Origin of the sequence: Methylorubrum sp. GM97, assembly GCF_024347855.1 — a bacterium.
GTDB classification, from domain to species: Bacteria; Pseudomonadota; Alphaproteobacteria; order Rhizobiales; family Beijerinckiaceae; genus Methylobacterium; species Methylobacterium extorquens.
The window spans coordinates 3,039,754-3,065,035 of sequence record NZ_AP025942.1 but is presented as its reverse complement, the minus strand read 5'-3'; the positions used below and the strand labels follow the sequence as shown (position 1 = coordinate 3,065,035).

20 protein-coding genes are annotated in these 25,282 nt (G+C 68.1%); 6 read left to right on the top strand and 14 right to left on the bottom strand.

Annotated features, from left to right (window positions below):
* Positions 1-293: 293 nt before the first annotated feature.
* The 6 genes from MSPGM_RS14125 to dusB form a co-directional block, all read right to left on the bottom strand.
* A complete protein-coding gene (locus MSPGM_RS14125; RefSeq protein WP_003600268.1) occupies positions 294-1,664 on the bottom strand; it encodes a sigma-54-dependent transcriptional regulator in 1,371 nt (456 codons plus the stop codon).
* On the bottom strand, positions 1,661-3,934 hold the full coding sequence (locus MSPGM_RS14120) for a sensor histidine kinase NtrY-like (RefSeq protein ID WP_261925681.1): 2,274 nt from the start codon (positions 3,932-3,934) through the stop codon (positions 1,661-1,663). The genes MSPGM_RS14125 and MSPGM_RS14120 overlap by 4 nt, the downstream gene beginning before the upstream one ends.
* A 188-nt stretch (positions 3,935-4,122) precedes the next feature.
* A complete protein-coding gene (locus tag MSPGM_RS14115; protein WP_003600272.1) occupies positions 4,123-5,760 on the bottom strand; it encodes a DEAD/DEAH box helicase in 1,638 nt (545 codons plus the stop codon).
* Positions 5,761-5,887: 127 nt separating this feature from the next.
* Entirely contained in the window at positions 5,888-7,360 is a 1,473-nt protein-coding gene (gene ntrC, locus MSPGM_RS14110) for a nitrogen regulation protein NR(I) (RefSeq protein WP_003600273.1), read from the bottom strand.
* 10 nt (positions 7,361-7,370) lie between these two features.
* Entirely contained in the window at positions 7,371-8,504 is a 1,134-nt protein-coding gene (locus tag MSPGM_RS14105; RefSeq protein WP_003600275.1) for a two-component system sensor histidine kinase NtrB, read from the bottom strand.
* Positions 8,504-9,532, bottom strand: a complete 1,029-nt coding sequence (gene dusB, locus MSPGM_RS14100) for a tRNA dihydrouridine synthase DusB (RefSeq protein WP_043766265.1) — start codon at positions 9,530-9,532, stop codon at positions 8,504-8,506. The genes MSPGM_RS14105 and dusB overlap by 1 nt, the downstream gene beginning before the upstream one ends.
* Before the next feature lie 127 nt (positions 9,533-9,659).
* Between dusB and MSPGM_RS14095 the strand changes: the two genes are divergently transcribed.
* Together MSPGM_RS14095 and MSPGM_RS14090 are read left to right on the top strand one after the other, a co-directional pair.
* Positions 9,660-10,994: a bifunctional 2-C-methyl-D-erythritol 4-phosphate cytidylyltransferase/2-C-methyl-D-erythritol 2,4-cyclodiphosphate synthase gene (locus MSPGM_RS14095; RefSeq protein WP_003597401.1), complete on the top strand. Its 1,335-nt coding sequence runs from the start codon at positions 9,660-9,662 to the stop codon at positions 10,992-10,994.
* Positions 10,991-11,518: a CinA family protein gene (locus tag MSPGM_RS14090; RefSeq protein ID WP_003597402.1), complete on the top strand. Its 528-nt coding sequence runs from the start codon at positions 10,991-10,993 to the stop codon at positions 11,516-11,518. The genes MSPGM_RS14095 and MSPGM_RS14090 overlap by 4 nt, the downstream gene beginning before the upstream one ends.
* 148 nt (positions 11,519-11,666) lie before the next feature.
* Here MSPGM_RS14090 and MSPGM_RS14085 read toward each other — a convergent pair whose 3' ends face one another.
* The 4 genes from MSPGM_RS14085 to MSPGM_RS14070 form a co-directional block, all read right to left on the bottom strand.
* Positions 11,667-13,910, bottom strand: a complete 2,244-nt coding sequence (locus MSPGM_RS14085; protein ID WP_003597403.1) for a xanthine dehydrogenase family protein molybdopterin-binding subunit — start codon at positions 13,908-13,910, stop codon at positions 11,667-11,669.
* Positions 13,903-14,952 (bottom strand): FAD binding domain-containing protein, encoded by a 1,050-nt coding sequence (locus MSPGM_RS14080; RefSeq protein ID WP_003597404.1) that lies wholly within the window; start codon positions 14,950-14,952, stop codon positions 13,903-13,905. Before MSPGM_RS14080 ends, MSPGM_RS14085 begins: the two co-directional genes overlap by 8 nt.
* Positions 14,949-15,446, bottom strand: a complete 498-nt coding sequence (locus tag MSPGM_RS14075) for a (2Fe-2S)-binding protein (RefSeq protein WP_003597405.1) — start codon at positions 15,444-15,446, stop codon at positions 14,949-14,951. Before MSPGM_RS14075 ends, MSPGM_RS14080 begins: the two co-directional genes overlap by 4 nt.
* A gap of 186 nt (positions 15,447-15,632) precedes the next feature.
* Positions 15,633-15,878, bottom strand: coding sequence for an adenylyl-sulfate kinase (locus MSPGM_RS14070; RefSeq protein ID WP_114404485.1), 246 nt, complete (start codon positions 15,876-15,878; stop codon positions 15,633-15,635).
* A gap of 576 nt (positions 15,879-16,454) precedes the next feature.
* Here MSPGM_RS14070 and MSPGM_RS14065 point away from each other — a divergent pair.
* From MSPGM_RS14065 to MSPGM_RS14055, 3 genes are all read left to right on the top strand, one after another.
* Positions 16,455-18,242 (top strand): ABC transporter ATP-binding protein, encoded by a 1,788-nt coding sequence (locus MSPGM_RS14065; protein WP_003597407.1) that lies wholly within the window; start codon positions 16,455-16,457, stop codon positions 18,240-18,242.
* The gene (locus MSPGM_RS14060) at positions 18,239-18,577 is read left to right on the top strand and encodes a low molecular weight protein tyrosine phosphatase family protein (protein WP_003597408.1); all 339 of its coding nucleotides are present in this window, start codon (positions 18,239-18,241) and stop codon (positions 18,575-18,577) included. Before MSPGM_RS14065 ends, MSPGM_RS14060 begins: the two co-directional genes overlap by 4 nt.
* Before the next feature lie 186 nt (positions 18,578-18,763).
* Entirely contained in the window at positions 18,764-20,917 is a 2,154-nt protein-coding gene (locus MSPGM_RS14055; RefSeq protein ID WP_003597409.1) for a tetratricopeptide repeat protein, read from the top strand.
* Positions 20,918-21,107: 190 nt separating this feature from the next.
* Here MSPGM_RS14055 and MSPGM_RS14050 read toward each other — a convergent pair whose 3' ends face one another.
* Complete coding sequence (locus tag MSPGM_RS14050) at positions 21,108-21,758, bottom strand: acetyltransferase (RefSeq protein ID WP_003597410.1); 651 nt, start codon at positions 21,756-21,758, stop codon at positions 21,108-21,110.
* Positions 21,759-22,164: 406 nt separating this feature from the next.
* Between MSPGM_RS14050 and MSPGM_RS14045 the strand changes: the two genes are divergently transcribed.
* Complete coding sequence (locus MSPGM_RS14045; protein ID WP_012753151.1) at positions 22,165-23,313, top strand: aromatic ring-hydroxylating oxygenase subunit alpha; 1,149 nt, start codon at positions 22,165-22,167, stop codon at positions 23,311-23,313.
* Here the strand turns inward: MSPGM_RS14045 and MSPGM_RS14040 are convergent.
* The 3 genes from MSPGM_RS14040 to MSPGM_RS14030 are packed head-to-tail and all read right to left on the bottom strand — an operon-like array spanning position 23,242 to position 25,280.
* Positions 23,242-24,003, bottom strand: coding sequence for an SDR family NAD(P)-dependent oxidoreductase (locus MSPGM_RS14040; RefSeq protein ID WP_003597415.1), 762 nt, complete (start codon positions 24,001-24,003; stop codon positions 23,242-23,244). The two genes, MSPGM_RS14045 and MSPGM_RS14040, sit on opposite strands and share 72 nt — an antisense overlap.
* On the bottom strand, positions 24,000-25,046 hold the full coding sequence (locus MSPGM_RS14035; protein ID WP_003597416.1) for a ketoacyl-ACP synthase III: 1,047 nt from the start codon (positions 25,044-25,046) through the stop codon (positions 24,000-24,002). Before MSPGM_RS14035 ends, MSPGM_RS14040 begins: the two co-directional genes overlap by 4 nt.
* Positions 25,047-25,280 (bottom strand): acyl carrier protein, encoded by a 234-nt coding sequence (locus MSPGM_RS14030; RefSeq protein ID WP_003597417.1) that lies wholly within the window; start codon positions 25,278-25,280, stop codon positions 25,047-25,049.
* Between the last annotated feature and the right edge of the window lie 2 nt (positions 25,281-25,282).

The window sequence follows — 25,282 nt, the reverse complement described above, 5'->3', positions numbered from 1 at the left end:
GTTTCGAGACCCGCGCCACGGATCAGCACGATCCCGTGGCTGAAGCGCGGGGCGGCGCTCTCACGTGTTGGGACCGCTTTGCCGGGCCATTTCTATTACAGGGCGAAGCTTGCCGCGATGCAAGAGGCCCCCCGCAGCGCAAAGCGTCAATATCCACCCCTTGCAACTGCTCCCACCGCTCATTCGCCCGCCGAGCCTGCGGCGGCCGTTTGAACGTCTGTCACGACACGCCCGCCGCGCCGCCATACCCGGAGGGCAGGCGATCGGCGAGCGGGCGTTTCGCGAGGGACGTCTTACGGGCCGATGCCGAGCGACTTCAGCTTCCGGTGGAGGGCCGAACGCTCCATGCCGATGAATTCGGCCGTGCGGGAGATGTTGCCGGAGAAGCGTGCGATCTGCGCGATGAGATATTCCCGCTCGAAGATCTCGCGGGCCTCGCGCAGGGCCAGGCTCATCAGCTTCTCGCCGCCCGCACCGGTCGGCGTCGTCGGCACTAGCGCGCCGATCTCGGTCGGCAGCATCTCGGAGGTGACGTCCTGATCCGGATCGCTCTGGGTCAGGATCATCAGCCGCTCGACGTTGTTGCGCAGCTGGCGGACGTTGCCGGGCCAGTCGTGCGACTGGAGCACCGCCATCGCGTCCTCGGCGATGCGCCGCCGCGGCAGGCCGGTGGCGGCCGAGATCTGCTCCATGAAGAAGGTGATGAGCTCCGGCACGTCCTCACGCCGCTCGGCCAGCGAGGGAATGCGGATCGGCACCACCGAGAGGCGGTGGAACAGATCCTCCCGGAAGCGCCCGGCGGCGATCTCCTCCGTCAGGTCGCGGGACGAGGAGGAGATGATGCGCACATCGACATGGACGCGGGCCGTGCCGCCGACGCGCTGGAAGTTCTGATCCACGAGGACGCGCAGAATCCGGCTCTGCGTTTCCTTGGGCATGTCGGCGACTTCGTCGATGTAGAGCGAGCCGCCATGCGCCTCCTCCAGGGCGCCGACGCGCCGCACCCGGCCCTCGCCGCCCTCGACGCCGAACAGCTCGGCTTCCATCGTTTCCGGCGTGATCGTCGCCGCATTGATGACGACGAAGGGCCCGCTCGCCCGCGAGGAGGCGGCGTGCAGGGTGCGCGCCGAGAGTTCCTTGCCGGCGCCCGGCGCCCCCGAGATCATTACGCGGGCGTTGGTCGGCGCTACGCGTTCGATGGTCTGGCGGAGCTGGTTGACCGCGACCGAGCCGCCGACGATGCGGCTGGCTTGGCCCGAGCGGACCTTGAGGTCGCGCACCTCGCGCTTGAGGCGCGAGGCTTCGAGCGCCCGCTCGGCGACGAGGATCAGGCGGTCGGCCTTGAACGGCTTCTCGATGAAGTCGTAGGCGCCGGATTTGATCGCCGCCACCGCGGTCTCGATGTTGCCGTGGCCCGAGATCATCACCACCGGCAGGTCCGGGTGGCCCGCCTTGATGAGGTCGAGCACCTGCAAGCCGTCGAGGCGCGAGCCCTGGAGCCAGATGTCGAGGAAGACGAGGTGAGGCCGGCGCGATTCGATCGCCGCCAGCGCCTCGTCGGACCCGGCGGCGGTTCGGGTGCGATGCCCCTCGTCGTCCAGGATGCCCGCGACCAGATCGCGGATGTCGGCCTCGTCGTCGACGATCAGGATGTCGGCGCTCATGGCTGCACCTCCGCGACGCGTCGCGCTTCCATGGCGTCCTCCGTATTCTTATCCATCGTTGTCCTGTCACGCGCACCCGGTGCCGCGGAGCGATCCCGCTCCTGTCCCGCACCGGTCCCGGAATTCCGTTCGTCCGGCCGTCCGACTTCCCGCGGCAGCCGCATGCGGACCTGTCCGCCGCGCCCCTCCGGGTTGTCGTTCAGCTCGATCCCCCCGCCATGCTCTTCGAGCACCTTGGAAACGATCGCGAGTCCGAGGCCGGTCCCGCCCTCGCGGGTCGTCATATAGGGTTCGAGCAAGCGCTGGCGCCCCTCTGCCGGAAAGCCTTTTCCGTTATCGGTGACTTCGATCACCACGAAGACCTCTTCGACGACCAGCGTCAGGGCGACCCGACCCTTGCCGCCATCGGCCGTCAGCACGTCCTCCGGCACCGCCTGAACCGCCTCGACGGCGTTCTTGAGGATGTTGGTGAGCGCCTGGGAGAACAGCCGCACGTCGAAGGCGGCGACGACGCGGCCCTTCTCGTCGGCACCGACCGTTTCGAAGGGGAAATCGAGGTCGGGATGCGCCATGCGCAGCATGAACAGGTTCTGGCGCGCGATCTCGGCCAGATCCTGCTGCGTAATCGCGGGCTTCGGCATCCGGGCGAAGGAGGAGAACTCGTCCACCATCCGCTTGATCTCGTCCACCTGCCGCACGATCGTAGCGGTGCACTGCTCGAACACGTCCTTATCGGTCGTGATCACTTTTCCGTACTTGCGCCGGATGCGCTCGGCCGAGAGCTGGATCGGGGTCAGTGGGTTCTTGATCTCGTGGGCGATGCGGCGGGCCACGTCGGCCCAGGCCGAGGTGCGCTGCGCCGTGACGAGATCGGTGATGTCGTCGAGCGTCACGACGTAGCCGCGCGCCTCGCCCTGCGCCTGCTCGCTGGTGACGCGGACGGCAATCGTGCGCTCGCGGCCGCCGCGTACGAGCTGGATCTGCTGCTGCAGCGCGCGGTGGCGTCCCTCCGCCTCTGGGAACAGTGCGGCGATCTCCGGCACGACATTCGTCAAAGGCTGCCCGACGAGTTCCTTGGCCGTGAGGCCCAGCGTCCGCTCCGCGCCCGGATTGGCGATGGTGATGACGCCGTCGGCATCGACGCCGAGCACGCCGGGCGAGACGCCCGACAGCACGGCTTCCGTGAAGCGGCGGCGGCGGTCGATCAGGTCGTTGGCCGCGCGCAGGCCATCGTGCTGGCGGCGCAGCTCCTGCGTCATCGTGTTGAAGCTCTCGCCGAGATGGGCGAGATCGCCATCGGATTTGCGGGCCGGAACGCGGGCGTAGAAATTGCCCGCGGCGACCTCGTCGGCGGCGTTGATGAGCCGACGGATCGGGGCGACGAAACGGTTGGCGAAGTTCAGCCCGAACCAGACCGCCGAGAGCAGCGTGATCAGGGCGATGAGGATGAAGACCGAGGCGAAGGCGATCTGCACGTAGCGGCGCAGTTCGTCGAAGGTCAGGTACTCGGCCGCCGCGGCGCGGGCGACGCCGGGAAAGTCGATGGCGAGCTGGCTCACCTCGCGCTGCACCAGCAGCACGGCGTTATCGTAGGCCGGCATCCGCATCAGGGCGGCGAAGACTCGCCCCTCGTTCGGCAGCAGACAGATCGGGTCGCTCGACTTCGCCGCGTCCTCGAAGGCGGCGGCCGAGGGCAGCCGCGTCTGCTTGAGCACGTCGATATTGGCGCGCGCCACCACCTCGTTCGGCCCGCGCATGATCTTGACGATCGGCAGGCCGAGCGCCTGGGCGCGGGTGGTCATGAAGCCCTCGAACCACTCGCGGTTCACATCAAAATTCGGCCGCGCCCGCGTCAGGTCGTCGGCGAAGATGCGGATTTCGCGGGCGAGCGACTGGCAGTGATTCTCCTGATAGGCGTCCGCGACCTGCACCGATTTCAGCACCACGTCACGGACGCGGTCGGTGAAGCCGAGCGACAGGCCGACATCGATCGTCACCGAGGCGACGATGGCGAGCAGGATGGTCGGCAGGATCGCGATCAGGCTGAACAGGCCGACGATCCGGGTGTGCAGCCGCGCCACCGAGGCGTGGGTACGCCGGGCATGCAGGAAGACCCGCGCCTCCCAGGCAATCACGACGACCAACGCAAGAACCAGCGCGGCGTTGACCGAGAGCAAGGCCACGCCAGTCGTCGGCGTCCGCGTGATCTGGATGATGCCGGCGAGGATGAGGAAGGTGACCGAGGCGGAAATCAGCGCCGTGAGCACCACCGCCGCCCCGATCCAGCCCGGCCCGCGGGGGGCGAGTCGAACCGGCGCGCGACCGCCTCGGCGCCGTCCTCGGGGGACGGGGCATCGGACGGCACGTTTTCAGAACGTCGCGACAGAAGCGGCATCACTGATGCGGGGCCACATCAGTGTGGCGAAATTAATACGAATCAGACCGGATGAGGATCCGATCAGGCGGCCAGGGTGCCCCAGCGGCGCAGGTCGCGGAACCGCCGCCCGTCGGAAAAACGCACCGTCACGCTCTCGGAGAGCCGGCCGGCGGCCTCGACCCGTAGGGTCTCCGGCTGTTCCAATTCGTCGGCCCGTTCCAGGGCTGCGGCGACCGACATCGGCACCGGATCGGCGCCGCCGAACGCGCGCCACCATTGCACCGCCTTCTCGCGGGCATGGCCGGAATGCTCCAGGCAGACCTCGACCCGGCAGCCGCCGCCCCGCCAGCGCAGGGCGACTTCGAGCCGGTCCGGGCCGGAGCCGCCGGGGCCGCGGTCGAGGCGCCAACCCACGACCTCGCGCCAGGGGCAGATCGATTCGGATAGGATCGGCATGGCGTCCTCCGCGCTCGCGGCGTGGGGTGCCTCCTCGTCCTCCGGTTCGGGCTCGACCCAGCAGGCTTCGCAGGTGCTGGCGTTGAGGGCGATCAGCGCGCCGCAGCCGGGGCAGGGTTTGGCCCGCGCCATTCCCAACGTCGCCGGCCCGAGCGCGACGCTGCGGGCGGTCACCGCGTCCACCGGGCCGTGCATCCGCACCAGTCCGGCATAATCGAGCACGATCGCATCCGACTTGCCCGGCGCCCGGCGCAGGGCCCGGCCGACCTGCTGCACGTACAGCCCGGCCGATTGAGTCGGGCGCAGCAGGGCGATGAGATCGACTTCCGGCACGTTGAAGCCGGTGGAGAGCACACCGACCGAGACGAGGCAGCGGATCTTTCCGGCGCGGAAGTCGCGCACCATCCGGTCTCGCTCGCGCTTGCCGGTCTCGGCCGTGACGGTCTCGCAGGAGATCCCTTCCGCCCGGATCGCATCGCGCACGGAGGCCGCGTGCGCGAGCCCGGCGCAGAAGGCGAGCCACGCCCGCCGCTCGCGGCCATAGCCCACCATCTCCTCGACCGCCGCGCGGGTGATCCATTCGCGGTTGACCGCCGCCTCCAGCGCCGAGGGGATGTAGTCGCCGCCGCGCTTCGGCACCCCCGACACGTCGAGGGCGAGCGCGGTCGCCTTGCAGACCAGGGGCGCCAGAAAGCCCTGATGGATCAGGTCGCCGACCAGCGATTCGTAGACGATCCGCTCGAACACCCGGCCCTCGCCCTCGTCGAGCCGGCCGGAATCGAGCCGGTAGGGCGTGGCGGTGAAGCCCGCGACCTTGAGATCCGGGTTGCCGGCCCGCGCCGCGGCGAGGAAGCGGCCGTAGCCGGTCTCGCTCGCCCGCGGCACCAGATGGGCCTCGTCGACCACGATGAGATCGATGGCGCCGAACAATTCGGCCCGGTCACGCACGGATTGGATCGAGCAGAAGGTGACCTGCGCGTGAACTTCCCGCCGGCCGACGCCGGCGGAAAAGATGCCCGCAGGCGCCCCAGGCCAGTACGCGAGCAACTCGCCGTGGTTCTGCACCACGAGTTCGCGGACATGGGTGAGGACGCAGATCCGCGCCCCCGGCGCCCGATCCAGCCATTCGCGGATCAGCGCCGCGATGACGAGCGCCTTGCCGGCGCCGGTCGGCAGCACGACGAGGCCGGGCCCGCCGCCCTGGTCCCAATGACAATCGAGCGCGTCGAGGGCGGCGCGCTGGTACTCGCGAAGGCGCAGCATGGCGCGCCTTTAGCGAAGCGCGGCCGTGGAGAACAGAGGAGAAACGCGACAGTCCGGTTCCGCGTGGCGCCGCTGGATCGCCAGGGTCAGGCGAAGCGATCCAAGCGACGTTCCCGGATGGAGCGCGTCACCGCGACGTCCGAAACACCTGCAGATCGAGATCCCGCACCTTCTTGCGCAGGGTGTTGCGGTTGACGCCCAGCAGCTCGGCCGCACGGATCTGGTTGCCGCGGGTGGCCGCCAGCGCCGCCCCGATCAGCGGGCCTTCGATCTCGCGCAGGATGCGGTGGTAGAGGCCGGGCGGCGGAAGCGTGTCGCGATACCCCGAAAAATAGTCGGCGAGGTGCCGCTCGACCGCGCCGGAGAGCGTCTCGCTGTCGGAGGCCCCGTTCGCGTTCTTGCGGGCCGCGCCGTTTCCGTTGGCCGCGGGCTGGGCGAGCGGCAGGGTGTCGAGTTCCGCCTCGATGACCGGGCCGGTGATGGTCTCCTGCGGATAGAGCGCGGCCAGACGGCGAACGAGGTTTTCCAGCTCGCGCACGTTGCCGGGCCAACGATAGCGCTTCAGCCGCTCCATCGCGTCGGCGTCGAGGGTCTTTCGGGTCAGGCCCTCGCGCTCCACCAGGACGAAGAAGTGGCGGATCAGGTCCGGCACGTCCTCCGATCGCTCGCGCAGCGCCGGCAGACGTAGGGGCACGACGTTGAGGCGGAAGAACAGGTCTTCGCGAAAAATCCCCTGCTGGATTGAGACGCGCAGATCCTTGTTGGTCGCGGCGATGATGCGGACGTTGGTCTTGATCGGCACGCGCCCGCCGACGGTGGTGTACTCGCCCTGCTGAAGCACGCGCAGCAGCCGGGTCTGCGCCTCCATCGGCATGTCGCCGATCTCGTCGAGGAACAGCGTGCCGCCCTCCGCCTGCTCGAACCGGCCGGCCGAGCGTGAGAGCGCGCCGGTGAAGGCGCCTTTCTCATGGCCGAACAGCTCCGATTCGATCAGGTCGCGGGGAATCGCGGCCATGTTGACGGGCACGAACGGCCCGGTGCGGCGGCGGCCGTAATCGTGGAGCGCGCGGGCAACCAGCTCCTTGCCGGTGCCGGACTCGCCCGTGATCATCACCGTCAAATCGGTCGGCATCAGACGGGCGAGTGCCCGGTAGATCTCCTGCATGGCCGGCGAGCGGCCGACCAGCGGGATATCCTCATTCTCCGGCCCGGCGCCGGGGGCGGGCGTCCCGCGGGGGCGTGACAGCGCCCGGCCGACGATCGCGATCAGCTCCTTCAGGTCGAAGGGCTTGGGCAGGTACTCGTAGGCGCCGCGCTCGGAGGCGCGGATCGCGGTCATGAAGGTGTTCTGCGCGCTCATCACGATGATCGGCAGTTCCGGCCGAACGCGCTTGATGCGCGGCAGCAGGTCGAACACGTTCTCGTCCGGCATCATCACGTCGGTGATGACGAGGTCGCCCTCGCCCTGGGCGACCCAGCGCCAGAGCGTCGAGCAGTTCGAGGTGGTGCGAACCTCGTAGCCAGCCCGGGACAGGGCCTGGTTGAGCACGGTGCGGATCGCGGCGTCGTCGTCCGCGACGATAATGTGGCCGTTGGGCATGGCTCTCGACTCAGCGCTCCGCGGCCGATTCACGCCCGTCGCGGGCGCTCGACATGGGAAGGAGGATCCGGAAGGCGGTGCGGCGGGGTACGGGATCGCATTCGACGATGCCCCCATGATCGCCGACGATCTTGGCCACCAATGCAAGTCCGAGGCCGGAGCCCTGCACCTTGGTGGTGACGAAGGGGTCGAACAGGTCCGACAGCATGTCGGGCGGAATGCCCGGCCCGTTGTCGCGCACCGCCACTTCGATCGGCAGGCTGACGCGCTCGCGCGAACCGGGGATCTGAAGGCGCAGGCCGGTGCGGAAGGCGGTCGAGAGGGTGATCTCGCCCTCGACCGTGTCCGTGCCGATCGCCTCGGCCGCGTTCTTCACGAGGTTCAGGATCACTTGGATCAACTGGTCCCTGTTGCCGAGGACGGGCGGCAGCGAGGGATCGTAGTTCTCGACGAAGCGGATGTGACGAGCAAAGCCCGACTGGGCCGAGCGCTTCACCTGATCGAGCACGCCGTGGACGTTGACGGGGCCGCGCTCCACCGGCCGCTCATCGCCGAACAGCTCCATCCGCTCGACGATGCGCACGATCCGGTCCGACTCATCGCAGATCAGGCGGGTCAGAAGCCGGTCCTCCTCGTCGCTCTCCTGTTCGAGGAGTTGCGCCGCGCCGCGGATGCCGGCGAGCGGGTTCTTGATCTCGTGAGCGAGCATCGCGCCGAGCGCCACCATCGAGCGCGCGGCGCCGCGATGGGTGAGCTGCCGGTTCATCTTGTCGGCGATGGTGCGCTCCTGGAGCATCAGCACCACGGAGTCGTCCTCGTCGCGCAGAGGCGTGGCGAAGACATCGACGCTGCGCTCGGTCCCCGAGCGCGGCTGGACCAGCTCGACCCGGTATTCCGATACGGAGGAGCGACGGCGGCGCACCTCAGTCACCAGCGCGATGATCGGCGAGGAGAACGGGATGATGTCGCGCAGCCGTCCCCGCAGCATCAGCCGGGCCGAGGCGTCGAAGAACAGCTCGGCGGCGTGGTTGACCCGCAGAATCCGCTCATCCGGCCCGATGGTGAGGACCGGCAGCGGCAGCGAATTCAACACGGCCTCGGCCGGCGGCAGGGATTCGGGGGCGGGCTCGTCGGAAAAGGGCATCAGGCTGCCTCGCCGAGGGGCGTGGTCGCCGTCCCGGCCGGTTCGAGGAACGCGCGTTGCAGGAGGCGGAGCGCCTCTGCCGGATCGTGTGTGGTGACGAGGCGGCGCCGGTCGTCCGGGGTCAGTCCGCCAGCCGCGTCGGCATAGGCCGCGAGATGCTTGCGGGCGTGGCGCACGCCCATCGCCGCGCCGTAGAGCGCGATCAGCCCCTGGTAATGCTCGGCCGCGACCGCCGCCCGCTGCTCGGCCGAGAGCGGCGCAGCCACACGCCCGGCGAGCCCGGCGGCGATCTCGCCGACGAGCCAGGGACGCCCGACCGCCGCGCGCCCGACCATCACGCCCGCCGCTCCGGATTGGCTGAGGCAGGCGCGGGCCTCCTCCACGCCGGTGATGTCGCCGTTGGCGATGACGGGGATGCGCACCGCCTCGACCACGGGACGGATCGCCGACCAATCGGCCCGGCCCTTGTAGAATTGCTGCCGGGTGCGGCCGTGAACCGTTACGCCGTCGAGTCCGAGGGCTTCGGCACGCCGTGCCAGTTCGGCGGCGTTGAGGCTGGCGTGATCCCAGCCGAGCCGCATTTTCACGGTGACAGGCACATCGACCGCGCCGCGCACCGCCGCGAGGAGCCGCGCGGCGTGATCGAGGTCGCGCATCAGCGCCGAGCCCGATTCGCCGCCGGTCACGGTCTTGGCCGGGCAGCCCATGTTGATGTCGATGGCATCGGCGCCGTTCGCCACGGCGATACGGGCCCCCTCGGCCATCAGTTCGGGCGCGCAGCCGGCTAGCTGCACCACATGCGGGTCCACCCCCGCACCCTCGGCCCGGACCTGCGATTCGGCGTCACCCTTCGCCAGCTCGGCCGCCGCGACCATCTCGGAGACCACGGCACTGGCACCGAGCCGCTGGGCGAGACGCCGCATATGGAGATCGGTGACGCCCGATAGCGGTGCCAGCAGGACCGGCGGGCTATCCGCCCCCCGATCGTCAGCCCCGCGTAGCGCGCTCAAATAATGGTCACGTGTCATTGTGCCCAATAAGTAGCCAAACGGCTGGCAGACGCAAGCGCCTGCGGCGTTTGCCTTCGCGCATCTTGCCGCATAAGGACGCGGCGATCCCCATCCATCCCCAGATGATTTCCATTCGAGGCCCAGCATGTCCGACCAAGCCGCGCGGCCGCCTGGACAGGAGCCGGGGAATAAATCGGTGGCGGCGGTCGTGGTGGCGGCCGGCAAGGGCCTGCGTGTCGGCGGCGACTTACCCAAACAATATCGCCGCGTCGGCGGCCGGGCCGTGCTGACGCGGACGCTTGCGGCGCTGGCGCAATCGCCCCGCATCACCCGCATCCAGCCGGTGATCGCGCCGGATGCGCAGGACTTCTATCGCGAATGCCTCGCCGATCTCGAGCAAACCCATCGTGAAAAGCTCGCCGAGCCGGTGCCGGGCGGGGCGACGCGCCAGCAATCCGTGGCGGCCGGGCTCGAAGGGCTCGCCCGCTCGGGCGCGCCCGATCTCGTGCTCGTCCACGACGCGGCGCGGCCTTTCGTGGACGAGGCGCTGATCGCCCGCGCGGTCGCGGCCGGCTCCGAGCACGGCGCGTCGGTGCCGGGCATCGCGGTCTCCGACACGATCAAGCTCGTGGAGGAGATCGCGCCGGGCATCGGCCGCGTCCACGAAACTCCGGCTCGCGAAAATCTCCGCGCGGTGCAGACGCCGCAGAGCTTCCGTTTCGGCCTGCTTCTCGACGCGCATCGCCGGGCCGTTGCCGAGGGCCGCGACGGCTTCACCGATGACGGGGCGCTCGCCGAATGGGCCGGGCTGCCGGTCGTCGTGTTCGAGGGCGACGCCCGCAACCGCAAGATCACCCAGGCCGCGGACCTGATCGAGGCCGACCGGGCATTCTCCGGACGGGCTTTCTCTGAACCTGCGGCCGCGATATCGGATGACACCATGACCACTTACGTGACCCGCCTCGGCACCGGCTTCGACGTCCACGCCTTCACGGAGGGCGACCACGTCTGGCTCGGCGGCGTGAAGATCCCAGCCAACCGCGGCGTGCTCGCCCATTCCGACGGCGACGTGGCGCTGCACGCCCTCACCGACGCGCTGCTCGGCGCCATCGCCGACGGCGACATCGGCACACACTTCCCACCCTCCGACGAGAAGTGGCGCGGGGCGGCCTCCGACCAGTTCCTAGCCCATGCCTGCGAGCTGGTGCGGGCGCGCGGCGGCAAGATCGACCATCTCGACATCACGGTGCTGGCGGAAGCCCCGCGCATCGGCCAGCACCGCGAGGCAATCCGCGCGCGCATCGCCGAGATCGCGGGCGTGCCGCTCTCCTCGGTGTCGATCAAGGCAACGACCACGGAGAAGCTCGGCTTCGTCGGTCGCGCCGAGGGCCTCGCCGCCCAAGCCGCCGCGACGGTGCGGCTACCGGAGGTCTGCGCCGAGCTGGAGACCGAGGCGGAGACCAACGAGCGCCGTTCGTGATCGAAGACGCCGCGTTGCTGGCCCGCGCCGAGGCGCTGGTGCGTGCCTATGCGGCGGCGGGCAAATGCATCGCGACCGCCGAGTCCTGCACCGGCGGTCTCGTCGCCGGGCTGCTCACGGCAGTGCCCGGTTCCTCGGCGGTGGTGGAGCGCGGCTTCGTCACCTATTCCAACGAGGCGAAGGCCGAGTCGATCGGCGTGCCGATGGACCTCATCGCGGCGCATGGCGCGGTGAGCGAGCCGGTGGCCCGCGCCATGGCGGAAGGCGCGCTCGCAGCGTCACACGCGGACGTGGCGGTCTCCGTCACCGGCATTGCCGGGCCGGGCGGCGGCAGCGACGCCAAGCCAGTCGGCCTCGTGCATTTCGGGCTCGCCGTGAAGGACAGCCCCACCCGCCACGCCGAGCGCCGCTTCAGCGATCCGGGCCGAGCCGAGATCCGGCGGCTGTCGGTGGCGGAGGCGCTGACGCTTCTGGAATCCGTCGATTTGCATCGCCCCGGCTCGCCATCAGGCGAAGCCATCTGACCCCACTTCTCCCATCCTGATCCTCATCCTGAGGTGCGCCGCGAAGCGGAGCCTCGAAGGATCTTCCAGGGATCGCGCGGGAACTGGAGGATCCTTCGAGGCCGCTTTGCGGCACCTCAGGATGAGGGCAGTGTATTGGAAGCGCCGATCACCCCAACAATCGGTCCAGCGTGATCGGCGTCTTGCGCACCCTGATCCCTGTGGCGTGATAGACCGCGTTGGCGATGGCGCCCGCCGTGCCGGTGATTCCGATCTCACCGACGCCCTTGATGCCGAGCGGGTTCACGTGCGGATCGTGCTCGTCGACGAGGATCGCTTCGATCGACGGTACGTCCGCGTTCACGGGCACATGGTACTCGCCGAGATTGGCATTCATCACCCGGCCCGAACGGGGATCGACCACGGCGTTTTCGTGGAGCGCGAAGGACACGCCCCAGATCATGCCGCCATTGTACTGGCTCGTGACGAGGCGCGGGTTGACGATTCGGCCGGCGGCGAACGCGCCGACGAGGCGGGTGACGCGGATCTGGCCAAGATCGGGATCGACGCTGACCTCGGCGAAGACCGCGCCGTGGGCGTGCATCGCGTAGGCCTCGCGCGCCGCCGGATCGGGGGCGCCCTGCCCTTGCGCCGAGATCGAGGCGCGGCCGGCCCGGTTCAGGATCTCGGTGAACGACTCGCTGCGTCCCTCGTCGTCCCGTCGGATCAGCCTGCCGCCGCGAGCGTAGACGCCGGCATTGCCGGCGCCATAGAGGGCCGAGCGCTCATCGTTGGTCGCGAGGTCGGCAAGTTGCGCCAGCACCGCGGCAGCGGCGGAATGGATCGCCGTGCCGGCGGTGGCGGTGTGGGCCGAGCCGCCGGCAATGCCGGCATTCGGCAGGTCCGACGTGCCGCTCTGGAAATCGAGCTGCGCAAGGTCGATCCCGAGGCCGTCGGCGGCGATCTGCGCCAGCGCGGTCCAGGCGCCCTGCCCCATGTCGTGGGCGCCGAGCGCGACCGTGCCGGTGCCGTCGGCGCGAATCTCGGCCCGCGCCTCCGCCTGCATCATCAGGGCCGGGAACAGGGCCGTGCCCATGCCGTAGCCGACGAGGCGCCCGGCGGAATCGCGCATCGATCGGGGCGCCGGGGCGCGCTTGTCCCAGCCGAAGCGGGCGGCGCCTTGCGCATAGCATTCGCGCAGGGCCTTCGAGGAAAACGGCCTGCCGGAGATCGGCTCGTCCTCGGCGTAGTTCCTTAGGCGAAATTCGAGCGGGTCGAGGCCGCAGGCTTCCGCCATCTCATCGATCGCGCCCTCCAGGGCGACGCTGCCCGAAGCCTCGCCGGGCGCGCGCATGAAGAGCGGCGTGCCGGTATCGACCCGCACGCCGGAATGACGCGTCGAGACCGCGGGCGCGGCGTAGAGGTACCGGGAGATGGCGCTGGCCGGCTCGTAGAAGTCGTCGAACCGGCTCGTCGCCGTCAGCGTGTGGTGGTCGAGGGCGGTGAGCGATCCGTCTGCGTCGGTGCCGAGCCGCAGCGTCTGCCGCGTCTCGGCGCGGTGGCCGACAGGGCCGAACATCTGCTCCCGACGCAGCACGAGCTTCACCGGCCGTCCGACGAGTTTGGCCGCCATCACGCCGAGTATCTGCGGCCCGGAGAGAAAACCCTTCGAGCCGAAGCCGCCGCCGAGAAAGGGAGAGCGGACGAGGATGTTCTTCGGGTTGAGCCCGAACAGGCCGGCGAGCCGCATCTTGGCCATGGCGAGCCCCTGGCTCGGCGTGTCGACGATGAGCCGGTCGCCATCCCACTGCGCCACGATGGCGTGGGGTTCGAGCGCGTTGTGATACTGCGCCGGTGTCTCGTAGGTCGCCTCGACCCGGCGCTCGGCCTGTCCCAGCCCGGCCTCGACATCGCCGCGCGACACGATCGCCTTGTCGCCCGCACCGACGCCCTCGGGCTCCTCCGGATCCCCGGCATCGAGCCCGATGCGCGGCGAATCCACCTCGTAGCGCGGGGCCAGCAGCTCGGCACCCTCGGTCGCAGCCTCCAGCGTCTCGGCGATCACCACGGCGATCGGCTGGTGCGCGTAGCGGACGCGGTCGTTCTGCAGCAGATCGAGCCGGAACATGAAGGGGTTGTCCTTCGCGTCCGGGTCCTGGGCGAGCCGCGGCGCGTTGGCGCCCGTCATCACCTCGACCACGCCGGGATGGGCCTTGGCCGCCGCGACGTCGAGATGGGCCACCCGGCCGCGGGCGATGCGGCTCACCGCCACCACCGCGTGGAGCAAGCCCTCCGGCCGGTTGTCGGCGGCGTAGGTCGCCTGTCCGGTGACCTTCAGGAGACCGTCGCGGCGGGTGAGCGGCTGGCCGATGCTCGACCCGTGCCGGGCCTGCTCGTAGGCGATGTCAGGCATGGAGCGCGTCTCCCGAGAAGGCGGAGGCCGGAAGCGCCGGCATGCGCTCCGGGGTGCCGGCGGCGGCAAGGGTCAGTGCCCGTACGATCAGGCGGCGAGCCAGCTCGATCTTGTAGGCATTGTCGCCGGACGGCAGAGCCTCGGCCAGGGCCGCATCCGCCGCCTCACGAAAACGCCGCTCGCTCAGTTCCGCGCCGGCCAGCACCGCCTCGGCGGCGCGGGCGCGCCAGGGCTTGAGCGCGACGCCGCCCAGCGCGATCCGCGCCTCGTCGATCCGCCCGCCATCGAGCCGCAGCGAGGCTGCTGCCGAGACCACGGCGAAGGCGTAGGAGGTGCGGTCGCGGACCTTGAGGTAGCGGGAATGCCCGGCAAAACCCGCGGCGTCCGCCGGCAGGCGCAGGGCGACGATGAGGTCGCCGGGTTCCAGCACCGTCTCCCGGTCCGGCCGGTCGTCCGGCAGGCGGTAGAGTGCGTCGAGCGGCACCTCGCGGGCGCCGGCTATGCCCTCGATCTCGACGACGGCGTCGAGTGAGACCAACGGGACGCAGAAGTCGGAGGGGTGGGTGGCGATGCAGTGCTCGCTCCAGCCGAGCACGGCGTGGAGCCGCGTCTCGCCGCCGCGCGCCTCACAGCCGGCGCCGGGATCGCGTTTGTTGCAGGCGCTGGCCGGGTCATAGAAGTAGGGGCAGCGGGTCCGCTGCAGCAGGTTGCCGGCCACGGTCGCCGCATTGCGCAGTTGCGCCGAGGCCCCCGAGAGGAGGGCTTCGGCCACGGCGGGGTGCGCTTTCGAGACGTGCGGATCGTAGGCGAGGTCACTGTTGCGCACGAGCGCGCCGATGCGGACGCCCCCATCCGGCAAGTGCTCGATCCGGTCGAGGCCGGGCAGATGGGTGACATCCACAAGGCGGCCGGGGCGGGTGATGCCGCCTTTCATCAGATCGAGCAGGTTGGTGCCGGCCGCGAGATAGGCCGCGCCCGGTTCGGCAGCTGCGGCGACGGCTTCGGCGACGCTGCCGGGGCGGACATAGTCGAAGCGGTTCACGCAGCCTCTCCCTGATCGACACCGGCACTGCGGGCCTGGGCGTCGAGCACGGCCTCGGTGATGCCGATATAGGCGCCGCAACGGCAGAGATTGCCGCTCATCCCCTCGCGCACCCGCTCGGGATCATCGCCCGCATGGCCCTCGTGGATCAGCCCGACGGCGCTCATGATCTGCCCCGGCGTGCAGAAGCCGCACTGGAAGCCGTCATGCTCGATGAAGGCGGCCTGGACCGGGTGAAGCTGCTCGCCGACCGCCAGGCCCTCGATGGTCAGAACCTCGGCCCCGTCCAGGCTCACGGCGAGCGCAAGGCAGGAATTGATCCGCCGCCCGTTCAGCAGGACGGTGCAGGCGCCGCATTGGCCCCGGTCGCAGCCCTTCTTCGAGCCGGTGAGGCCGAGCCGTTCACGAAGGAGATCGAGGAGGGTGACGCGCGGATCGTCGAGTTCGATCGCGCGCGGTTCACCGTTGACGGTCAGCGTCAGACGAAACGTCATGCGGAGACGGCTCCCGGGGCTCGCATCCTGTCTGGAAGCGTTTCAATTAGCCCGGCCGTTGCGCGCGACCAGGGGATGCGACGGAACCGACCGTCACGCTCGCCTCAGCAAACTCGATGCCACTCACCTTCGTCGGGGCGCCGCAGCAGCGAGCGGCCTATGCCGGTCGGCCCTGCGCATGGGCGCTCAGGCGGAACAGCGCGGAGATGAGCAGCTGGGCGGAGTCTGCGACAGCGTCGTCACGGGTCTGGAGCGCGAGGTCCGGTTCGGTCGGAGCCACGTAGGGGGCCGAGTGGTGCTCCGGCCTGCTTCCGTCAGTGCGCAATCGGCCGCATCGGCGATGGTCGATTGGCCGGCGCCGGACAGACCCGTCATCCACGCGAGGACCGGACGCCGTCCCCTTTGCGCCGAACGTCTCTCGCGCGGTTGCAGCGGCTATCAGTTCAGGTTCGACGGGAGACCTGCGGAGAGCGTCATCGTCACTCCAACTCGTCATCTTGAGCGCTTCCATCGGTGATGACGAAGCGCCTTTGGTGCTGCTGTCGGTCGGCTTGCTGCGCGCTGTCTCCGTATCGACTCTGACACCCACGGGATCTGCTGTGCTATTCTGGACCAAGAATGCCGCGAGACAGGTTGAGTAGCAAAGCGCAAGTTTTCGGCATAACGGACCAGTGGAACGCGCCTTCACGGACTTCGATGGTGCCGCTCTCCGCCAAGTCATACGCTCGGGCCGACCCGTATCGGACGTTGCGAATCGGACCCCCGTTCGGTATCGGTCGAGCCGGTCGCGTTCGAACAGGGAGACGCAGCATGGTTGTCGGCATCGTCTTCCGTCGTGCAGGAATCGCTGTAGCGCCTGCCGGAATCGCTTAGGCGCATTCCCCCGCCGCTCGGCCTGACGGCCCCCGCGGCTCACGCACCCTCCCCGATCTGACCTCGCCGGACCGCGCGATCCAATCCGCGGCGCCCGCGTCTTTCGGAGCCGACGCTTCATCGTCGGGCACTGCCATGTCCCTGTCTTCTCCCCGGCGCGCGGACGTTGTCCGCCGCGTCCTTGCCTTCGTCGTCCGTGGCTGGCGCCGGCGCGTCGGCCTCGTCTCCGCTCTCGTGGCCGCCATCACGCTCGCCACGCTGGCCGACGTGATGCTGCCGCTCTATGCCGGGCGCCTCGTCGATGCGCTCGCCGGTGCCGAGCGCCAAGCCGCCCTGCAGGCCGCACTGCCGGCTTTCGCCATCATGACCGCGCTGAGCCTCGCGACGGTGCTGTTGCGCCATGTCGCCTGGAGCCTCGTGGTGCCGCTGACGCTCGGCACGATGTCCGACATCGCGAGCCAGAGCTTTGCCCGCGTCCAGCGCTTCTCGACCGAGTGGCACGCCAACACCTTCTCCGGCTCGACCGTGCGCAAGATCTCGCGCGGGATGTGGGCTCTCGACGGGCTCAACGACGTTCTGCTGCTCTCGATTCTGCCTTCCGTCGTCGTGCTCTTGGGCACGACCGTGGTGCTCGGCCTGCACTGGCCGGCGATGGGCGCGGTGATCGGGCTCGGCACGCTCGCCTATGTCGGCACCGCCGTGTTCCTGGCGACGCGGGTAATCGCCCCTGCGGCGACACTCTCGAATGCCCTCGACACGCGGCTCGGCGGCGCGCTCAGCGACACGATCGGCAACAACGCGGTGGTGAAGGCGTTCGGCGCCGAGGCACGGGAGGATGAGCGGCTTGCGCGCGTCTTGTCGAAGTGGCGGCGGCGCACCCGACGCACCTGGATGATCGTAACGTGGAGCGGCACCCTTCAGCTCGGGCTGCTGCTGGCCTTCCGCAGCGCCATCGTCGCCACGGCCCTGTGGCTGTGGTGGCAGGGTCAGGCGAGCCCCGGCGAAGTCGCCTACGTGCTCACCACCTACTTCGTGGTGCACGGCTATCTCCGCGACATCGGTGGGCACATCAACCACCTGCAACGCTCGGTCAACGAGATGGAGGAACTGGTCGCCCTCGAAGCCGAGCCCGTGGGCGTCGCCGACCGTCCGGGCGCGGTGCCGCTCGCTGTGAGCGGCGGCGCGATCCGCTTCGACGCCGTGCGCTTCCACTACGGCACCCACGGCACGCCACTCTATGACGGGCTGTCGGTGACGATTCCCGCCGGCCAGCGCGTCGGCCTTGTCGGGCGTTCCGGATCGGGCAAGACGACGTTCGTCAAGCTGATCCAGCGGCTCTATGACGTGAGCGGCGGGCACGTGCGCATCGACGGGCAGGACGTGGCGGGCGCGACGCAGGCGAGCCTGCGGGCGCAGGTCGCCATCGTCCCGCAGGAGCCGGTGCTGTTCCACCGCTCGCTCGCCGAGAACATCGCCTATGCCCGGCCCGGCGCCTCGCCCGAAGAGATCGAGCGGGCGGCGCGGCTCGCCAACGCGCACGACTTCATCGCGCGGCTGCCGAAGGGCTACGCTACGCTGGTGGGCGAGCGCGGCGTCAAGCTCTCCGGGGGCGAGCGGCAGCGGGTGGCCCTGGCCCGTGCCTTCCTCGCGGATGCGCCGATCCTGATCCTCGACGAGGCCACGTCCAGCCTCGACTCGGAATCGGAGGCTCTGGTGCAGGAGGCGATGGAGCGGCTGATGCGCGGGCGCACCGCCATCGTCATCGCCCACCGTCTCTCGACGGTGCGCGCCCTCGACCGCATCCTCGTGTTCGACCGGGGCCGCATCGTCGAGGACGGGGCGCATGCCGCGCTGATGCGGCGCCCGAACGGGGCCTACCGCGCCCTGTTCGAGCGGCAATCGGAGCTGGCGGAGAACGCGTGAGGATCCTGTTCGTCTGCGGCCGGGCCCGCGCCCGCAGCCCGACCGCCGAGCAGGTGTTTTCGCGATGGCCCGGCCTGGAGACGGCTTCGGCGGGTGTCTCGGACGACGCGGACGAGCCCCTGGAGGCCGATCACCTCGCCTGGGCCGAGACCATCGTGGTGATGGAGCGCGCGCATCGGCGCAAGCTGATGCGCCGCTTCGGGCCGGCGCTCCGGCACGCCCGGATCGTCTGCCTCGATGTGCGCGACGACTACGCCTTCATGGAGCCGGCGCTGGTGCGCCTGCTCGAAGCGCGGGCGGGGCGGTTCCTGCCGCCCGGAAGCAAGCCCAGTTGAGTCTCTCCCGCAGAACCCACGCCGCGCTTTCGTCGCCGGAGCGCGAACATGAGGGACGGGCCATCCTTAGACGGGGCGGAGGCCCAGGGCCTGGGTCGGTCTCGCGACAGCGTGGACGAGAGCCGATGTTAACAATTTGTTGAGCATAAGGTCCCTACCCTCCTGCCTTCTCAAGGAGCGTCGGGCATGCGCGAACATCGCAAATCGCGGACGATCGAGCACGCTCACGCCGCGGACTCGATCGAGCGTACCCTCGCCAAGGCCATCGCCCACCGCACCGCCGGACGTTATGACAAAGCCCGCCGCAACCTTCAGCGCGCGCTGGACGCGGCGCCGCATCACGCGGGCACGCACCACGAACTCGGCCTCCTCACCAGCAAAGCGGACGGACCCGGACCGGCGGTCCCGCATTTCGTCGCCGCCCTGAGGGCTGAGCCCGAGCAGCCGCGCTATTGGCTCGCTCTGGCCGTGACGCTCCTCGTGCTGAACCGGCTCGACGAGGCGCGTGCCCTGATCCTGCAATTCCGCAGTCGGGACATCGCCGACGATGCATCGCGCGCGATCCTCAAGGATTTCGCCGACCATGCCTTCGCGCGGGGACAGGAGCGCTACAGCGCGGGCGACCTCGCCGGCGCAGAAACTCTGGCCGACCTCGTCATCGGCCTCGACGAAACCCACGCCAACGCGACCCATCTCGCGGGCGCCATCGCCGCGGGGAAGGGCCGACACCAGCAGGCGTTCGACCTGTTCAGCATCGCGATCTACCGCGAGCCCGACAACGCCGGCTATTTCAGCAGCCTCGGTGCCGTCCTGATCGCGATGGGCGACTACACCGGCGCCATCTCGGCTCTGGAGCGGGCGGTCGCCCTCAATCCCGACCTCGCGATCGCGCATTCGAACCTGTCCGGTGTCTATCAGCGCGTCAGCCATCACAGCGCGGCCGTGACCCATGCGCGGCGTGCCGTTGCGCTCGATCCCGGTCTCTCCAATGCGCACAACAATCTCGGTTGCAGCCTGAAGAGTCTCGGCCACTTGCCCGAGGCGCTCGCGAGTTTCGACCGGGCGCTCGCGACCGATCCGACGCATATCACCGCCCATTCCAACCGGCTGTTCACCAAGCTCTATGCCGAGGGCGTTCCGCACGCGGACTACGCGGCCGACGCGCGCAGCTTCGGCGCCCGCTTCGCCGATCCACTGCTGCGCAAGCGCCCCTTCGCCAACGATCGTGATCCCGAGCGCCGCCTGCGAATCGGATTCGTCTCGGGCGACCTCTGCACCCACGCCGTCGCCCGCTTCATCGAGCCATTCCTGCGCCACCTGGATCGGACGCGGTTCGAAGCGCGCGCCTACATGACCCAGGCAGCGGAAGACGCGGTTTCGGCCCGCCTGCGGACTCTGTTCGATGGTTGGCACAACATCACCGGCCTCAACGACGACGAGGCCGCCGACCTCATCGAGTCGGAGAAGATCGATATCCTCGTCGACCTGTCCGGCCACAGTGCCGGCCACCGGCTGCTCGTTTTCGCCCGCAAGCCGGCGCCGGTTCAGGTCACGTGGATGGGCCACCCGGCGACCACGGGCCTGCGCGCCATGGATTACCGCCTGACCGATGCCCGTCTCGATGTGCCCGGCCAAACGGAGAGCCTGCACACGGAGACGGTGTGGTGGCTGCCGGGCGTCTCCGCCACCTACGAGGCGCATCACGACATCCCGCCCGTGCGGGAGCGCCCGCCCTTCGAAGACAACGGTTTCGTCACCTTCGGTGTCATGAACCGCTTCGAGAAAATCAGCGACGGCGCCTTCAAGACCTGGGCCGCCATCCTGCAGGCGCTTCCCGACGCGCGGCTGTTCATGGTCGTGGCCGATGTGGAGACGGCCGTCATTCGGGAAAAGGTCAATGCACGCCTGTCGATGGCCGGGATTCCGCTCGACCGGGTGCGGCTCCATCCCCGCGTCACGACGACATATTTCGACCTTTACCACGAGTTCGACATCGCCCTCGATTCGTTTCCCTACAATGGTGGGACGACGAGTTGCGACACGCTCTGCATGGGCGTCCCCTTCATCGCGCTGCGGGGCAGCCAGGCGGTGTCGCGGGTCGGTTCATCGCTGCTGGAGGCGATCGGACTGGAAGAACTCGTGGGCGACACGCCTGAGGATTACGCGACCCGCGCGCTGGAACTGGCGCGCGATCCGGATCGCCTCCGCGCCATCCGCACGAACCTGCGCGAGCGCATGTTCGCCGGTCCGGTCATGGACCATGCGCGCTTCGCGCAGGACATGGGCGACGCGTTCCGCTCCATGTGGAAAGGCTGGCTCGAGACGCATCACTCCGCGTGAGCCCGGTGCGGTCTTGATGCTTTTGCGTGGATAATTTTGTTAACCAGCGCTTAAGCGGGGGAATTGGAAGGCGGCCACAAGTCTCATTCAGTGCAAGATGCCAAGAATCAAGAAATTTCTCGCGCAAGAATTGATTTGATCAAAACTCGCTCTGTCCGAAATTTTTTGGATTTCGAATTTCCGCTGCCACTCAGCTTTTGGGCTTCATTGAAAGCAGCTTGGCGGGAGCGGCGAACACCGTCATGTTCGGTTTGACCGAGCGGACCACGATCGAGCCTGCCCCGATCGTCGCACCATCGCCGATCGTCACCTTCGGCAACAGCCGTGCCCCCGAACCGATCAGGACATCCCGGCCAATCCGCACATAGCCCGTGACATCGACCATCGAACTCAGCGTCGTGAACTCCCCGCACACGCTGTCATGGCCAAAGCCCGAATAATTGTTCAGTGTCACGAAGCGCTCGATACGGGTGTCGGGCAGCGCCATGGTATAGGGGCATAGGATGACGCCCTCCCCAATCGACGCCGTGCGCACGACGGTTGCGGTCGGATGGTGCAACGTCGCGAAACGGGCGCCACGCGTCTGAAGCAACTCGACGACGCGGCGTTTCTTGGCAGGCACGCCTAACGCGACCACGAACAGATCGCCCGGTGCCGGCGTGTAGTCCTGCAGGCCTGCAAGTCGGGGTAGGTCGTAGCCGGGCAACTCCTGGACCACGTCATCGATATACCCGGCGAGGGGAGGCAGCGTCCCCGCCGCGTGGCAGTCTCCCGCCCAGAAGTACACTTCCCGCCCGAATCCGCCGGCACCGACCAGAATAAGGCGTTCACGCGCTGCCATTTTGCCGGTCTTTCCTTGTATTTATGTGTTTTGCCCCGCAACTTGAGGGGAAAACGTCTGCATGCTGGGCTAATTTGGTATGTCGGTATTGCATTTCACCGCACTGACGGGCCTTCTCTCAGCTCTTCAACATGGCGCGACTTGGTGTGCTGCTTTACATGAGCCGCTGATCATCCTAATCCGATATCCCACTTCCTTTCGCCGCTACGAACTTGAGCGGTGCTGAGGCGGAAAATTCTCTCGGCATGGTCGCGGCCCAACCTCGCAAGAGAGGCGAGACTGACGAGGAAGTTGTAAGAGTGCCTCACAAAACTCGCGACCACCGATCGTCTCCGTTCTGAGCACGGCAGCGCAGCGGGAGTTTTGTGAGAGACACTAAGAAGGCCGGCTCGAGAACGAAACGCCCATGCTGCCTTGCGCAAATTACTACCGTCCCGAGATCCTTGCCGACGAACTGGACACTCTGTTCGATCCACTCTGGCAATTCGGAGCCCTGGCAGGAGAACTCGCCGCGGATCGCGATTTCGTCTGCGTCGATTACAAGAACACCGCGACCGTCCTGCAGAACTTCCGCGGCGAGATCCGGGCATTCGCCAATGTGTGCAGCCATCGGTTCAACCGCATCCAGCCGGGCGAGCGCGGCAACCGGCCGCTGATGTGTGCCTATCATGGCTGGAGCTTCGACAGCACCGGTTTCCCGCACGGCATGCCGCGCCGCGACGGATTCGCGCTCGATGATCGCGAGCGGTTATGCCTGACCGGTTACGAAATCGAGATGTGTGGGATTTTCGTATTTTTCCGCAAGCGGAGCGGCGGACCGTCTCTGCGCGAGTATCTGGGCGCATTCTATCCACTGCTTGAGCAGATTGGATCCTATTTCGGGCCGGAAATTGATACTGGAACAATTTCACACGCGGCCAATTGGAAGCTGCTCGTCGAGAACGTTCTTGAATGCTACCATTGCTCGGTCGTCCATCAGGACACGTTCGTGAAAACGCTCGGGATTGGCAGAGCAGGCATCGAGCAGGAACGGTTCGACGGACCGCATTCCAGTAGCCACTTCCCGCGCACCGCGACGGCCGGAGAGGCCCGGCGGCAGAAGGCGCTCGCCTATCTCGACACCCGCGCCTTCACCCACGACTCGTTTTTCCACATTCACATCTTTCCCAACCTGTTCATCTCATCGACGCAGGGTCTGTCTTTTTATGTCGGCCACGCTTTGCCTCTGTCGGCGACGGAAACCGGACTGCGCTTTCGGCTATTCGAACCGAAGCTCGACCTGACCCGTGCGCAGCGCGCGGCACAGGATCTGATCAACCAGTCGGGCAAGGCGCTGGGTCGTGCGGTGATCGACGAGGACCGAGCGATCCTGGAAAATGTCCAGCGGGGCGTCGAATTGTCGGAGAAGCCCGGTGTGATCGGTCGCGACGAAATCCGGATCGCCGCGTTCATGCGCGCCTACACGCACCTCATGGGTGGCGGCTCACTTGGCGGTATACCCTCCATCGACGACCATGTTGCTGCCGGTGATCCAGCGCGAAGCATCGCTGAGTAGAAACATCGCAGCGTGGGCAATATCGTCGGGTCGGCCAAAGCCGAGCATGTGCAGCGCCTCGTAGTTCCGCACCATTTCGCTGCCGACCGATTCCGTGAAATCACGGTGCATCGCCGTCTCGATCCCGCCGGCCACGATGGAATTCACCCGGATGCAACGGTCGGCCATTTCCGAAGCCAGCACGCGCACCATGCCGTCCACCGCGGCTTTGGCAGCCGAATAAGCACTCATGCCGGGGCGCCCGCGCATCGACGACACCGACGACATGAACACCAGAGATCCGCCATCGACCACGACGTCCTTCTTCGCCGCCGCCCGAGCGACGCCGAAGGCGCCGCGGACGCCCGCCGCGAAGACATCGTCGAGATGGCGGTTCTTGGTGGCCCGCGCCGGAAGGATCAACGCCGTGCCCGCAGAATGGAAAATGCCGCAGAAACGACCGTGCTGCTTGGCGATCCCCTGAACGAGGTCCGCTGTCACCTCGGCGTCGCTCAGATCGGCGGAATGGCTGGAATGGCCGTCGCCCGCGAGCAGGGCAGCGGTTGCAGCCAGCCGTTCGGTGCTGCGGCCGATCAGGGCCACCCGCGCTCCGGCCTCCGCCAGCCGCACCGCCGTATGCTGACCGATTCCTGATGAGGCTCCGGTGATGAGGAAGTGACGTCCCTCGAAGGCTTCGCGGGAAAAGATCACAGCGAAATCGTCTCGCAGCAGCGGAGCGGGCCGATCCGCATCGAGGCCGCGGCCCACGAGTAGCCAACCCCAAAGCCGAACAGGGCGACGCGGCAATCGCCAGTGGTCAACGCATCCGCCCGGTCGGTCGTCATGAGCAGCGGCAAGGTCGCGCTGCTGGTGTTGCCGTAGCGGTCGATGTTGATCGGCACCTTCTCCGGCGGCAGCTTCGCCTTCTTTGCGAGGTGGCGGATCATGAACGCGTTCGCCTGATGCAGGAGGAACATGTCGTAATCCTCGACGCCCTCGCCCGCAGCGGCCATGGTGTCTCTGATCAACGACGGCACGGCCTTGAGCGTGAAGTTGAACACCTCACCGCCATCCATGAACAGCTTGTCGAGGGGATGGCCCTCCAATCGGCCGGTGGCCTCGCGCTTGCGGAAAGCACCCCCGGGAACGATGAGGTTGTCGGCTCCCTGGCCGTCGGTACCGAGGATGAACCAAGCGGGATCGGCGTCGGGAACGGTCGCTTCGATCGCGGTCACGGTTCCGGCATCGCCGAACAGAAGGGCGGTGCCGCGATCGTCGGCATCGTTCATGATGCTGCTGGTGTCGCCTACGGCGAGAAGGATCCGCTTGGCCGCGCCAGTCTGGACCATCATCATCGCCATCCAGAGGCCGTAGGGATATCCTGAGCAGCCTAGCGACACGTCGAAGGCGAGAACGCCGGTGCGCAGGCCGAGCCGATGCTGCAGCACGCAGGATGTCGCCGGCAGCCGGTAATCCGGCGTCTGCGAGACAAAGATGATGCCGTCGACGCTATCGCGTTCCCAGCCGAGACGATCAAGCAAGCATTCGGCGGCGACGGCGCACAAGTCGGAGGTCGTGGTGCCGTCCTCGACCCAATAGCGGGTCCTGACGCCGGTCATCTTGACCACCTCGTGGACCTTGTCGCCGAAACGATCGAGAAAGTCCTCGTTCTCGATTCGACGCGAGGGCAGACAGGAGACCACCCCGGCGATTCGGGATCCCGACGTGCGCGCGGTCTGCCCGCTCGATGCCATTTACGCCTCGCTCTCGGTCTGGCGTGCTGCAATCAAGCGCTCGATATCGCCGACCGTCTCGCACGCAGCGAGGGCCGTGGCGTTGACCGCCTTGTCATACTGCTCATCGATCAGGGCAATGGTGGAGACCACGGCCAGCGAGTCCCACGACGTGCTCTCCAAGCGTAGGTCGGCCGTGACTTGGTCCGGCTCGACCTCCAGGATCTCCGCGAGTTCTTCGTAAAAGCCGCTCATTG

Bases quoted from the DNA above. Each gene is read 5' to 3' on its own strand.
- MSPGM_RS14125 (WP_003600268.1), bottom strand. From the start codon at position 1,664: ATGAGCGCCGACATCCTGATCGTCGACGACGAGGCCGACATCCGCGAT.
- MSPGM_RS14115 (WP_003600272.1), bottom strand. From the start codon at position 5,760: ATGCTGCGCCTTCGCGAGTACCAGCGCGCCGCCCTCGACGCGCTCGAT.
- ntrC (WP_003600273.1), bottom strand. From the start codon at position 7,360: ATGCCCAACGGCCACATTATCGTCGCGGACGACGACGCCGCGATCCGC.
- MSPGM_RS14105 (WP_003600275.1), bottom strand. From the start codon at position 8,504: ATGCCCTTTTCCGACGAGCCCGCCCCCGAATCCCTGCCGCCGGCCGAG.
- dusB (WP_043766265.1), bottom strand. From the start codon at position 9,532: ATGACACGTGACCATTATTTGAGCGCGCTACGCGGGGCTGACGATCGG.
- MSPGM_RS14095 (WP_003597401.1), top strand. From the start codon at position 9,660: ATGTCCGACCAAGCCGCGCGGCCGCCTGGACAGGAGCCGGGGAATAAA.
- MSPGM_RS14085 (WP_003597403.1), bottom strand. From the start codon at position 13,910: ATGCCTGACATCGCCTACGAGCAGGCCCGGCACGGGTCGAGCATCGGC.
- MSPGM_RS14075 (WP_003597405.1), bottom strand. From the start codon at position 15,446: ATGACGTTTCGTCTGACGCTGACCGTCAACGGTGAACCGCGCGCGATC.
- MSPGM_RS14065 (WP_003597407.1), top strand. From the start codon at position 16,455: ATGTCCCTGTCTTCTCCCCGGCGCGCGGACGTTGTCCGCCGCGTCCTT.
- MSPGM_RS14055 (WP_003597409.1), top strand. From the start codon at position 18,764: ATGCGCGAACATCGCAAATCGCGGACGATCGAGCACGCTCACGCCGCG.
- MSPGM_RS14050 (WP_003597410.1), bottom strand. From the start codon at position 21,758: ATGGCAGCGCGTGAACGCCTTATTCTGGTCGGTGCCGGCGGATTCGGG.
- MSPGM_RS14045 (WP_012753151.1), top strand. From the start codon at position 22,165: ATGCTGCCTTGCGCAAATTACTACCGTCCCGAGATCCTTGCCGACGAA.
- MSPGM_RS14035 (WP_003597416.1), bottom strand. From the start codon at position 25,046: ATGGCATCGAGCGGGCAGACCGCGCGCACGTCGGGATCCCGAATCGCC.
- MSPGM_RS14030 (WP_003597417.1), bottom strand. From the start codon at position 25,280: ATGAGCGGCTTTTACGAAGAACTCGCGGAGATCCTGGAGGTCGAGCCG.